Origin of the sequence: Halonatronum saccharophilum DSM 13868 (assembly GCF_000517025.1) — a bacterium.
GTDB lineage: Bacteria > Bacillota > Halanaerobiia > Halobacteroidales > Halobacteroidaceae > Halonatronum > Halonatronum saccharophilum.
Genome location: NZ_KI912096.1, coordinates 77,310 through 89,705 on the forward strand (window position 1 = coordinate 77,310; position 12,396 = coordinate 89,705).

Here is a 12,396-nt window from a genome sequence, read left to right on the forward strand (position 1 = left end):
AGATGAAAATTGATATTTATAATATAAGAGCGTTGACCAATATGCATGTAGGTAGTGGTGATGTTAACTTTGATATTATTGACAATCAGGTACAAAGAGATGTAGTCAGTAAATTTCCGACAATTAATTCTTCGAGTTTAAAAGGGGCATTGAGAGAGCATTTTGATAGTAAAGAAGGATTTGCATCAGTAGTTGAGATATTTGGAGGTAAAAAAGAGAAGGAAAAGGATAATATAACTGGGACACATAGATTTTTTAGTGGGAATCTTTTATCTTATCCAGTTAGAAGTAATAAGCGTCCATTTTTTAGAGCAACCTGCCCTATGATCATAGAGGAGTTTATATCTACTTTGGATAATTTCTCTTTAGAGTATGATTTGAAGGATGAATTAGAAGAGTTTGGCAATTTGTTTGATGAGAGTTTTGATGAGAGTGATGAAGAAAAAGTATTAGTCTTCGAAGAGAGTCTTGATGGAGCAGTTATAGAAGATAAGGAAGCAGAATACAATGATTTTTCAGAAGTTAAAGCCTTAGAGGGTTTATTTGGTGAAAATATAGTGTTGTACTCAAATGAAGATTTTAAAGATTTAATGGATGAACTGCCTGTAATAGCTAGAAATAAGCTTGAAAATGGAGAGAGTAAGAATCTTTGGTATGAAGAGGTGGTGGCAAGAGAGAGTAGATTCTATTGTGTAATTATAGATTCAAGCAAAAATGATAATAATGATTTTGAGAAAGCCTTAGAATCAGATATAATTCAAATCGGGGCCAACGCCTCCATCGGTTATGGGTATACTAAATTCAATAAGATAGTTGGTGGTAGCAATGGGTAAGAAGAGGATTGAGAATTATATTCCAAAGGCTATAGAAGTTATAGAGAAAGAGTTTAAAGGTGAGTCAATACCAAAGGTTTATAAGAGTTATATATCCTCCTTTGGTGCGAGTATAGTACAGAGTGGTTTAAAGCCTACCCTTGCTTTTTATGAGAAGGATGATAATGTTTCTCAAGGTGATAAAGGGTCTAAACATGATAAAGGTCCTAAACATGATAGAAGTAGACTGAGTAGGATGATATTGAAGTTGATTGATGATAGTGAAGGCTCCTTGCTTAGATATGTAATCGAGGAGGAGGAGCAGGGAAAGGATGGAAGGAGTTTAAGGGAAAAAATTAAAGATGCTGCTATAGCTATAAAGTTAGCTCTAAGAACCTTTAAATTGTCTGAAGATAGTGGTGGTAATGATGAAGGGTAATTATAGTGGGAATTTGGGCTGGTTATTTCATAATGATTACTATCGTAAGAATGATTTGAGTACCGTAATCAATAAGGATTGGCTTAAAATTAACTATGAGGAAGAAGATAAAAAGATTAAAGCTGAAATAAATCGTGTGCTAGATAAAAAGAATAAACAATTATTAAGCTTTAAGTTAAAAGGAAGAAAAAATGATAATATAGGTAAGCAGAAGATTGAATGTAAGACTATCTATCCTGGTCTTCTAATTGGAAGCGGGTTAATTCATGGTATCGGAGAGAAGGAAGATTTCACTATAGGTTTTCAATTTGATCATACTAGTGGGTTGCCTATTATCCCAGGGTCTTCTGTTAAAGGGCTTTTAAGGAGTGTGTTTCCAGAAGATGGGGATGTCTATAAGGAAGAGAAAGAGGAGTATATAAGGTCGCTTATAGAAGATATCACTGAAGTTCAGGTAGATATAGAGTCTTTAAGAGATGAAATATTTGAAGGTAGACTTAAGGATGGAAAGAGGATGCCTCTTGCAAAGCGTGATATATTCTTTGCTGCTCAGGTAATTAAAGGGGATAGAGATAATATGGTATTAGGTGAGGACTATATAACTCCACATGGAGATCCCCTTAAAGATCCACAGCCATTGAAGTTTTTAAAGGTACTACCAGATGTTGTCTTTGAGTTTAACTTTGATTTGAAGGATAGTAATTTAGGGTTTAGTAAGAAGGATAAGTTAAAATTATTTAAAGATATAATCCTAGATTTTGGTGTAGGGGCCAAGACTAATGTAGGCTATGGATATTTTGATAGGGATTATACAGATAAGATGATTAGAAAGAGGGAGGAAGAGTTGGAAGCTAAGAAAGAAGAGGAAGCACGTAAGAAGAGAGAAGCAGAGTTGGCAAAGATGAGTGAGTTAGATAGAAGGTTAGCTACAGTTTTTGATGACCCTAACATAAATGAAGTAGAGAAAGAGTTAAAGGAGTTATTTGATGATCTCGATGAATTTGGTGAAGAAGATAAAATGAAAGTAGCAAAGTTCTTAAAAGATGGATATTTGAGGGTGGAGGCTGAGAAAGAAGAGGCTAAGTGGAGTAAAAAATTTGGTAAACCAAGCAAGAGACAGAAGAAGAAGATTAAGAAGATAAAAGGTATTTTAGGTGAGTAGTAAGAGTTAGAGGATCTTCGATAGTATTATCGAAGGTCTTCTTTTATATTTAAGAGAAGAGAACCCTCTCTTTAATTCTTTCCCTGATAAGGAGAGGAGAGAAAAAATCTCTTGCATTCCATCCATAAATGGTGTATAATGTTATCAGTGGCAAATGAAGTGCTATCTTATCGGTAATAGTTCCTATCTCTGACCTCTAAAGTAGCAAAAAAGAGGGGGGGCGCGCAAGTGGAGTATAAGGGAGATAGAGGGAGTATTGTTGAGAATGATGGAGCTAATCAGATCCCGATTTTTGCACTTTTTCTGATAATTTCAGCGAAAACAGTTCAAAAAGTGGGGGTCCGCGAAAATGCCATTTTGAGCCCAGTAGTTATAAAGGTTCGCAAGGGGTGCCCTAACAATAATCATAATTCCGCTTAAGGAATTGACACTGTAGCCTTAGGGTCAAATAGTCCACCCTCATACTCCTAACAATAATCATAATTCCGCTTAAGGAATTGACACCTCATTTACAACAATATACAACCAAGATTTCGAATCGTTGCTAACAATAATCATAATTCCGCTTAAGGAATTGACACTCAAATCTTTTTTTCCATTGCTTACTACCCATTACATCTAACAATAATCATAATTCCGCTTAAGGAATGAAGAGCAGAGGATAAGGGATAGTTAAAAATTCAAAGTTAAAAGCCAAACACCATCACAAAGTAGCACTTGTGGTGGTGTTTGGCTTTTTCTAATAGAGGATAAATTTGATCATAGATTAATAAATAGGCATGCTTTATTAAGAGCTGAAATTGGAGGTTGGAGAGGAAGGGATTATCGTCTTTTTTTTGAGAGGAGGTTTTAAAACACTAATTCAAGTAAAAGTGATTTTTATTATTTGATTGGTTTAACTTAATGGGAGCAGATCAAGAAAAGAGTGTTGACCTTTCTTAATTTGCAAATTAAGTTGCCGACATTTTGCCGACATTCTGCCGACAAATTAAATGAAAGCTAATTTTATTTATGATAACTTATGTTATACACGATGCACAAACCCTCTAATATAGAGGGTTTAATGCTTTTAATTTTTAGTTAAGAAATCCTTTAACATAGCTGGGGCTTGGGGTGGATGAGTTAACTTTATAGTTTTAAAGTCTTAATATTTATAGATAAGAGAGTTCTGAAAGGAAATATTTTTTATAGTCTTATTTGATTTTAATATATAATCTTACTGAAATAAATGGATCCTTTTAAGTCTATACTTTCTTTTTTCCTCAATATTACTTTTAAATATAAGAAATTATGTTATAATAAATACTGATACATACAATAAAGCACTTGTTCTAAAGGAGGAAATATAAATGTCAAAACATAAAGATAAACTCGCGTGTATCATCACCTACGGTTGTCAAATGAACGAGCACGACTCCGAAAAGTTAGCTGGAGTCTTAGAAGGAGAAGGATATAAAGCAACAAAAGAGCTAGAAAAAGCCGATATAATAATCTTAAATACCTGTTGTGTCCGTGAAAATGCAGAGCTTAAGGTCTATGGTAAGGTGGGCCAACTTAAGAGGCTTAAAGAAGAAAATCCCGACCTTATAATCGGTATTTGTGGATGTATGATGCAACAAGATGAGGTTGTAAAAGAGATTAAAGAGAAGTATCGCCATGTAGATATCGTCTTTGGAACTCATAATATCCACCACTTCCCTGAACTATTACAAAAGGCCAAAGAGGATAAGAACCCTCTGGTTAGAGTCTGGGACGAATCAAAGGAGTTAATTCCAGATATGCCGGTACAAAGAACCGATGACTATCGAGCATGGGTCACCATTATTTATGGATGTAATAACTTCTGTACATACTGTATAGTTCCTTATGTTAGAGGAAGAGAGAAGAGTAGACCTTTAGAGAATATTGTAGGAGAGATTAAAGGCTTGGTAGAGGATGGCGTCAAAGAAATAACTCTTCTTGGCCAAAATGTTAACTCTTATGGAAATGACTTTGAGGATGGTACAGACTTTGCCGATCTATTAGCAGCAATTAATGAGGTTGAAGGTTTAGCTAGAATTAGATTTATGACCTCCCACCCTAAGGATTGTAGCGATAGGCTTATCGAAGCTGTAGCTAAATTGGACAAGGTATGTCCTCACTTCCACTTGCCTGTACAAGCTGGTAGCAATAATGTATTAAAAGCTATGAATAGAGGATATACTAGAGAGGAATATTTAGAACTGGTAAGTAAGATACGAGAGAGTAATCCAGAAGCATCTATAGGTACAGATGTTATAGTTGGATTCCCAGGAGAAACAGAAGAAGACTTCCAAGATACCTTAGATTTATTTAAAAAGGTTAAGTATGATATGACCTATAACTTTATCTACTCTAAGAGAACTGGGACTCCAGCAGCTAAAAAAGAGGATCAAGTATCTGAGGAAGAGAAGAAAGAAAGATTACAAAGGTTGATCGATCTACAAAAAAATATCAGTATGGAGAATAATCAGAAGTATTTAGGGGAAACTGTAGAGGTATTGGTAGAAGGTGAAAGTAAGAACAACCCAGATAGGTTAACTGGTCGAACAGATACCAATAAGATTGTCATCTTCGAGAGTGACGAGGATTTGACAGGTGAATTGGTAGATGTTAAAATAGACAAAGTGCAGAGTTGGACATTATATGGAAATTTGGTTGATTAACTCTGTCTAATCAGAATAAGGGGGACATTATTTTATGTCAATTATGAAAAAAGCTGAAGAATTAGGAGAAGCTATTGTAGCCTCTCAAGAATATGATCAAATGAAGGGTGCTGAGGATAAGATGCAAGCTGATGAAGCAGCTAAAGCTATCCTACAAGAGTTCCAAACTAAGCAAAGAATGGCACAAATGGCACAGATGAATGGTCAACAAGTAACTGAAGATATGCAAAAAGAACTTCAAGCGATCCAAGCTAAGATGCAAGGTAATGAGAACATTAAAAACTTTATGGAAGCTCAAGAGAAATTCAATAAAGTTATGCAAACTGTAAACCAAGTTATCACTGCAGCCTTAACTGGTGAAGAACCACAAGAGTGTGGTTCAGATTGTGGCGCTGGATGCTGCTAATTAAATAGAATTTATCAAAACCTCTAGGCGACTAAGCTTAGAGGTTTTTTCTTGTTTAGGTATCTGGAATTAGGAATCAGGAGTCTGGAGCCTGTAAGGTCAAAGCATTGACTTAAAACCTTAAGTTCAAAGAATTGACGCTGACAACACCTACGACTAAACCTTTGACTGGATCTGACTAGACCTCTTTTAATTTTATTTTTTTATGTTCTTGTCCTGGTTTTGTCAGCCTTTGTCCGAACTTAGTCAGAGTCCAGCCTTTGATTTTGACCTTCTTAAAACCTCAAATTCAAAGACTTAGCACCGATTAACGCAGATCAGATCTGATTAAGTCTGATTTCAAAGCTTTTTAATATTATCTTTAAATGCTTTGATCGGATTTTTATCGGCTCTTATCAGATCTAATCAGCGCAAAAGTCTTTAGTTTTTATCTTTTTAAAATCTTGACTTTGAACTATGCTCTTACAGATTCCTGATTCCTGATCACCCTTTAAAAGAAACCTCTTTTATGATATAATGTCCTTTTAGTAATGCAGGATCAAATTAGAATTCTAAAATTTACATAAATCTTTTAGCTGACGACTGATGGCTGAAAGCTATACAGGAGGTATTTAAAATGGCAAAGTTGACACCGATGATGCAGCAGTACTTATCGATAAAAGAAGAGAACCAGGATGCTATTCTCTTTTTTAGGTTGGGTGATTTTTATGAGATGTTCAACGAAGATGCTAAAATTGTAGCTAAAGAGTTGGAATTGACTTTAACAGCACGAAATAAAGGGAAGGGCCAACCTACTCCTATGGCTGGAGTTCCTTATCATTCGGCTGAGTCTTATATCTCCCAACTAATAGAGAAAGGCTATAGGGTAGCAATCTGTGAGCAGGTTGAGGATCCTAGTGAAGCTAAGGGGATCGTTAAAAGAGAAGTTGTTCGAGTTATAACCCCAGGAACTGTAATTAATAATAAAATACTAAAGGATAAGGATAATAACTACTTAGTCTCTTTAGTTGGATCCAAGGATGGTTATGGCTTCTCCTTTGTTGACATATCTACAGGGGAGTTTGGACTGACCCAAATAGATGGACAAGATTCTATAGACAAGGTGATAGATGAGATATCTAGGATAAATCCAGCTGAGGTGATAATAGATGAGACGATAAGTTCTTCTAAGAGAATTATGAATTTTATTAAGTCTAATATTACATCAATAATTACAGATATAGAAGAGTCATTTAATTATGATCGAGCCTATGAACTGTTGACTGATAGCTTGGAAACTATGAGTCTAGATGGCTTTGGATGTGAAGGACTTAATATCGGTATTGAAGCAGCAGGAGCTATTATAGATTTTTTAAACAAAACTCAAAAGAGGAGTTTATCCCATATCAACTCTCTTCTTACATATTCGACCCTTGATTATATGGTTATGGATGCCAATACCCGTAGAAACTTAGAGTTGGTTAAGACTATGCGGGATAAGAGAAAGAAAGGAAGCTTACTGTGGGTAATAGATAAGACTGTAACGGCTATGGGTGGGAGGATGTTAAAGAAGTGGTTAGAACAGCCTCTTTTGGACGTTAAAGAGATAAATAAACGTTTAGATAGTGTTGAAGAGATATCTAAGAATATCTTACTCAAAGAAGAGTTAAGGGATCTTTTAGACCAAGTTTATGATATTGAGAGGTTAATTGGTAAGGTTGTCTATGGCTCAGCCAATGGTCGAGATCTGATAGCTTTAAAGAACTCTTTGATCATACTTCCAAAGTTAAAGGAGGTATTAGAGCAATTCTCAACACCTAAGTTAAAGGATCTAAAGGAATCCTTAGACAATTTAGAGGATGTAACAGCTTTGATTGAAAGTTCTATCCAAGAAGAGCCACCTACAACAATTACTGAAGGTGGTCTGATTAAAGAAGGATATAATGAAGAATTAGACAAGTACCTAGATGCTATGAATAACGGCAAGGACTGGATTGTTGGACTTCAAAAGCAAGAAAGGGCGAGAACGGGAATTTCCTCGCTTAAGGTTGGACATAACAAGGTCCATGGTTATTATATCGAAGTTACCAAGGCCAATTTAGATGCAGTACCTGAAGATTATGTTAGAAAGCAGACTCTAAGTAATAGCGAAAGGTATATAACTCCAGAGTTAAAGGAGAAGGAGTCACTCATCTTTGAAGCCCAAGAAAAGAGCGTTGATTTAGAGTATAAGATTTTTCTTGAGGTTAGAAAAAGAGTTGGTAAAGAGATTGATAGAATCCAAGGGTCAGCCCAAGGCTTGGCCCAGTTGGATGGGCTTATATCCTTAGCTGAGGTGGCATTGAATAATAATTATAAGAAGCCTATAGTTGATAATGGAGGTACAATTAAGATTGAAGGTGGGCGTCATCCAGTTGTAGAGGAGACCATTGAAGAGGAGGTCTTTGTTCCTAATGATACTTATTTAGATGGAGAAGGGAGCAGATTCTCTATTATTACTGGGCCAAATATGTCCGGTAAATCTACCTATATGAGACAGGTTGCTCTTATTACCTTGTTGGCCCAGATTGGAAGCTTTGTCCCAGCCTCTAAAGCCCAGATTGGGATCGTCGATCGGATATTTACTAGAGTTGGAGCCTCTGATGATCTTAGTACAGGCCAAAGTACCTTTATGGTGGAGATGAATGAGGTGGCAAATATCTTAAATAATGCTAGTGATAAGAGTTTAGTTATCCTAGATGAGGTAGGGAGGGGAACCAGTACCTATGATGGTCTAAGTATAGCTTGGGCAGTAATTGAATATATTAGCGATAAAGAGAAGATAGGGGCCAAATCTCTCTTTGCTACCCACTATCATGAACTAACAGAGCTAGAGGATAATCTCCCAGGGGTCAAGAATTATAATGTAGCTGTTAAGGAAGAGGGAGAGGATGTAGTTTTTTTAAGAAAGATAGTCCCAGGTGGAGCCGATCAGAGTTATGGAATCGAGGTAGCCAAGAGAGCAGGTGTTCCTTATCAAGTAATAGAGAGGTCAAAGGAGATATTGGCCCGTTTAGAAGAAGGGGAGGAGAGAACCCTTCAACTTGCTAAAGAGGATAGCTTTGTAGAGAAGAAGGTAGAAAAAGATCCTTCTAAGGTAAAAGAATCTCCAGCCCAGCTACCTTTATTTAGTGAGCCTAATGATGAAGTGGTTGAAGAACTCTTAGAGTTAGACATAATGTCTATGAACCCTCTAGAAGCTATGAACGCCCTACACCAGCTACAGCAAAAAGCGAAAAACAGATAACAGATAACAAAAGGGGGTGTAAAAATGGGAAAGGTAAAGTTATTATCTGAGGAGGTAGCTAATAAGATAGCTGCCGGTGAAGTGATAGAGAGGCCTGCCTCTGTGGTCAAGGAATTGGTTGAGAACTCAATAGATGCAGGAAGTGATAGGATAGAGATCAAGGTTAAAGATGGTGGTAAGTCCCTGATTCAGATAATCGATAATGGCGAAGGGATGGATGAAGAGGATGCAAGGCTTGCCTTTGAGCGCCATGCCACCAGTAAAGTAGAAAGGGCCAACGACCTTTTTGCTCTAAGGACCCTTGGTTTTAGAGGGGAAGCTTTGTCTAGTATTGCTGCAATATCTCGCCTAACCCTAATTACTAAAACCAAAAGCTCCTTAAGTGGGTCCAAAATTAGAATTGTAGGAGGAGAGGTGGAAAAGGAAGAGAGCTGTGGTGCACCTGTAGGTACCAACATTAGCGTTAAAGATCTCTTCTTTAATACCCCAGTTCGTTATAAATACTTAAAGCAGACTTCAACAGAGATTGGTCATATTAGTGATATAATTAATCGACTTAGCTTGGCTTATCCTAATATATCCTTTTCTCTAGAGCATAATGGGAGAAAGATATTAGAGACTACAGGTAATGGAAATTTAATTGATGTGATCTTTAATATCTATGGAAAAGATCTAGCTAAAGAGATGATAGAGATCGATTATTCAGATGATTATATGTCAGTGAAAGGTTATGTCTCTAAACCAAAGGTTACTCGCTCTTCAAGAAAACATCAATCTTTCTTTGTCAATGGAAGGTATGTTAAGAGTTATCTAATGAGTAAAGCGGTTGATGATGCCTACCACACCTTATTAACTGTTAATCGATACCCAATTGTAACCTTAAGCCTTAAGTTAAATCCTATTCTTGTTGATGTGAATGTTCACCCTACCAAGTTAGAAGCCAAATTTAGCCGTACTGATAATGTATATGATCTAGTTAAGATAGGTGTTAGGAAAGCTTTGGGAAATAGTGATCTAGTTCCTAAGTTAGAGCTGAAAAATCAAGTTAAAAAGAAAGAAAAGCTAGTAGAACAAGGAGAATTGGAATTAAAGAAAAAGAAACTTTCTTCTCCCAAGAAGGCTAAAGAAGCTAAAGACTACTCTAAAGCTAAAAGCTCTTATAGAGGTAATTATGATAACTTTAAGCCAAAAGATAGCAAAGAAGAGCGAAGAGAAAAGATAGAGAAGCTCTTTGGGGTGAATAAAACTGGAGGTAAAGAGGGTATTAAGGTTAGTAAAGTTGAAGATATTAATGTTCCTAAAGAAAGTATCAAGGAGGAGCAGGGAGAATATAAAGAGGATCAAGAACTTAACTTGATTCCCATAGGTCAGATACACCAAAGTTATATAGTTGCTCAAGGCTTGGATGGGATGCATATTATAGATCAGCATGCAGCCCATGAGAGGGTTATGTATGAGCAATTGACCAAGGAATTTAAAGGTGGAAAGCTTAGATCTCAAGAATTATTAATTCCCTTGACTTTAGATCTTACTCACCAAGAAGTGGAGGTTCTAAAGGAGCGAGGGGAAGAACTCCAAAAGGTAGGTTTTTCTTTAGAGGAGTTTGGCGGTAATAGTTATCTACTCAGATCAGTTCCCGTAGGCCTCTTTAACTTAAATAATGAAGAGTTGATTTATAAATGTATAGATTCTTTGTTAGAGGGCCAAGAGATTGATGGATATAAATTAATTGAAGATATTTTAATAACAATCTCCTGTAAGAGTGCAATTAAGGCTGGAGATAAATTATCTTCACAAGAGATGAATAAATTAATTGATGATATGGAAAAGTATGGAGTAACCAACTGTCCTCATGGAAGGCCAGTAATGATGCACTTATCTAAAAGTCAGTTGGAGAAGGAATTCAAGAGGAAATAAATTTAGAACGATTGATAGTTGAAAATTTAGAATGAAGAATTAATAGGTTGTGAGGTTATTGTATAGTATAAATTAAAAGATCAAAAAAGTTAAAATCTTTTTTGGAACCACTAATAGGTACTAATTAACACTAATATAATTTAAATTATTATTAGATTATAGTGTATATATAGGAGGTTTATTAAATTAAGATAGATTAGATGTTTTAATTTTTTATTCGTATTCATTAGTGGTAAAAAAGATTTTATTTTTGGTTTTAACTCTCAACTATTAATTAACTTAGGGGAGGTTTTTATTAATGCGAGAGCCTTTATTGGCAATTGTCGGGCCAACGGCTGTGGGAAAGACTAGACTTTCTTTGCAGTTGGCCCAAGATTTAAAAGGAGAGATAATATCTGCTGATTCTATGCAGGTATATAAGGGGATGGATATAGGAACTGCTAAGGCTTCTAAGAAGGAGCAGGAGTTAGTTCCTCATCATCTAATAGATATAATAGATCCTAAAGAAGAGTTTAGTGTAGCAGATTTTCAAGAAAAAGTAGATGGGTTGATCCCGCAAATTTATAATAAAGGTAAATTACCAATGCTTGTAGGGGGTACAGGACTTTATGTTAAGTCAGTAATTGAAGGTTTTATCTTTCCTGAGATGGAGACTAATTGGGACTTAAGAGAGAGCTTAGAAGAAGAGGCAAAAGAATTAGGTAATCAACATATCCATAATAAGTTAAGGGAGGTAGATCCAGATTTAGCAGATAAACTCCACCCAAATGATCTAAGAAGGGTAATCCGGGGGATTGAGGTTTATAAGCAGACTGGAAAAACTACAACTCACTTCAAAAGGTTGGCCCAAGAGAGAAAGCCGCGTTATAAAGCACTGAAGATAGGTTTAAAAAGGGATCGAGAATCTTTATATCGAAGGATAAATAAGAGGGTAGATTTAATGATAGAAGAAGGATTGCTAGAGGAGGTTAGAGAATTATATAATAAAGGTTACCATCGTGATCTTATATCTATGCAAGGTCTTGGTTATAAGGAAATATTAGCTTATTTTGAAGGTGAGTATGATTTAAAAGAAGCAATTAGGTTAATTAAAAGGGATACTCGCCACTTTGCTAAGCGTCAATTTACTTGGTTTAAAAGGGATAAGAGTATTAAGTGGTTTGATGTAGATAGGTATGAATTTGAGAATCTTCTTATTGAGGTTAAGAAAATGGTTAATAATAAGTTTAGGACTTAGTTTAAAATCGAACTTGATTGTTATGACTTAAGTTGGGAGTGAGCAATTTGCTAAAGTATAATGAAGAGATTGCCAAGTTATTACTTAGGTTGAAGAATAAGAGTGATGTGAAGGATATAAAGAAGGATGACGCTATAAAGGGGAAGGTTAACTGTCCTATTTGTAACTGTGAAAGTCAAGAGCATGAAGAGTACAGTTATTGTGAAGTAGTCTCCTCTTATATCTGTGATATCTGTTGTCGTTATGAAGTCTGTAATGATTACAAATTAGTAAATAAAGCACTAAAAAAAGAAGTTTTTAAAGATAATAAAGAGCTTATAGCCTTATGCGAATACTGTAACTAAGGACACCCAAGGTGGGTGTCCTTTTTTATGTTCAGCTTAAAGTTTAAATTACTAGTAATAAAGCTCAGCTTTATTACTTTTATCAATTCTATTTTACTTCCCTTTAAGCATATAATATAAAAGAAGTTAT

General features: G+C 35.6%; 10 protein-coding genes. All 10 read left to right on the forward strand.

Features of this window, described 5'->3' with window-relative positions; genetic code table 11:
* Positions 1-2: 2 nt before the first annotated feature.
* The 10 genes from cmr4 to HALSAC_RS0110685 all read left to right on the forward strand — a co-directional run bounded on the left by cmr4 (position 3) and on the right by HALSAC_RS0110685 (position 12,266).
* Entirely contained in the window at positions 3-833 is an 831-nt protein-coding gene (gene cmr4 / locus HALSAC_RS0110640; RefSeq protein WP_027340250.1) for a type III-B CRISPR module RAMP protein Cmr4, read from the forward strand.
* On the forward strand, positions 826-1,251 hold the full coding sequence (cmr5, locus tag HALSAC_RS0110645) for a type III-B CRISPR module-associated protein Cmr5 (RefSeq protein ID WP_027340251.1): 426 nt from the start codon (positions 826-828) through the stop codon (positions 1,249-1,251). The genes cmr4 and cmr5 overlap by 8 nt, the downstream gene beginning before the upstream one ends.
* Positions 1,241-2,413, forward strand: coding sequence for a type III-B CRISPR module RAMP protein Cmr6 (gene cmr6, locus HALSAC_RS15700; protein ID WP_051412189.1), 1,173 nt, complete (start codon positions 1,241-1,243; stop codon positions 2,411-2,413). Before cmr5 ends, cmr6 begins: the two co-directional genes overlap by 11 nt.
* A gap of 228 nt (positions 2,414-2,641) precedes the next feature.
* Positions 2,642-2,833, forward strand: coding sequence for a hypothetical protein (locus HALSAC_RS17850; RefSeq protein ID WP_027340252.1), 192 nt, complete (start codon positions 2,642-2,644; stop codon positions 2,831-2,833).
* Positions 2,834-3,762: 929 nt separating this feature from the next.
* Positions 3,763-5,097, forward strand: coding sequence for a tRNA (N6-isopentenyl adenosine(37)-C2)-methylthiotransferase MiaB (miaB, locus tag HALSAC_RS0110660; protein ID WP_027340253.1), 1,335 nt, complete (start codon positions 3,763-3,765; stop codon positions 5,095-5,097).
* 34 nt (positions 5,098-5,131) lie between these two features.
* Positions 5,132-5,503 (forward strand): YlbF/YmcA family competence regulator, encoded by a 372-nt coding sequence (locus HALSAC_RS0110665; RefSeq protein ID WP_027340254.1) that lies wholly within the window; start codon positions 5,132-5,134, stop codon positions 5,501-5,503.
* 616 nt (positions 5,504-6,119) lie between these two features.
* Positions 6,120-8,768 carry a DNA mismatch repair protein MutS gene (gene mutS, locus HALSAC_RS0110670; protein ID WP_027340255.1) on the forward strand — a complete coding sequence of 883 codons (2,649 nt, stop codon included), beginning with the start codon at positions 6,120-6,122 and terminating at the stop codon, positions 8,766-8,768.
* Positions 8,769-8,792: 24 nt separating this feature from the next.
* Positions 8,793-10,685, forward strand: a complete 1,893-nt coding sequence (gene mutL / locus HALSAC_RS0110675) for a DNA mismatch repair endonuclease MutL (protein WP_027340256.1) — start codon at positions 8,793-8,795, stop codon at positions 10,683-10,685.
* A 298-nt stretch (positions 10,686-10,983) separates the two neighbouring features.
* Positions 10,984-11,922 carry a tRNA (adenosine(37)-N6)-dimethylallyltransferase MiaA gene (gene miaA, locus HALSAC_RS15705; protein WP_035571783.1) on the forward strand — a complete coding sequence of 313 codons (939 nt, stop codon included), beginning with the start codon at positions 10,984-10,986 and terminating at the stop codon, positions 11,920-11,922.
* Positions 11,923-11,969: 47 nt separating this feature from the next.
* Positions 11,970-12,266 (forward strand): hypothetical protein, encoded by a 297-nt coding sequence (locus HALSAC_RS0110685; protein WP_027340257.1) that lies wholly within the window; start codon positions 11,970-11,972, stop codon positions 12,264-12,266.
* Positions 12,267-12,396 lie beyond the last annotated feature (130 nt).

Bases quoted from the DNA above. Each gene is read 5' to 3' on its own strand.
- cmr4 (WP_027340250.1), top strand. From the start codon at position 3: ATGAAAATTGATATTTATAATATAAGAGCGTTGACCAATATGCATGTA.
- cmr5 (WP_027340251.1), top strand. From the start codon at position 826: ATGGGTAAGAAGAGGATTGAGAATTATATTCCAAAGGCTATAGAAGTT.
- cmr6 (WP_051412189.1), top strand. From the start codon at position 1,241: ATGAAGGGTAATTATAGTGGGAATTTGGGCTGGTTATTTCATAATGAT.
- miaB (WP_027340253.1), top strand. From the start codon at position 3,763: ATGTCAAAACATAAAGATAAACTCGCGTGTATCATCACCTACGGTTGT.
- HALSAC_RS0110665 (WP_027340254.1), top strand. From the start codon at position 5,132: ATGTCAATTATGAAAAAAGCTGAAGAATTAGGAGAAGCTATTGTAGCC.
- mutS (WP_027340255.1), top strand. From the start codon at position 6,120: ATGGCAAAGTTGACACCGATGATGCAGCAGTACTTATCGATAAAAGAA.
- mutL (WP_027340256.1), top strand. From the start codon at position 8,793: ATGGGAAAGGTAAAGTTATTATCTGAGGAGGTAGCTAATAAGATAGCT.
- miaA (WP_035571783.1), top strand. From the start codon at position 10,984: ATGCGAGAGCCTTTATTGGCAATTGTCGGGCCAACGGCTGTGGGAAAG.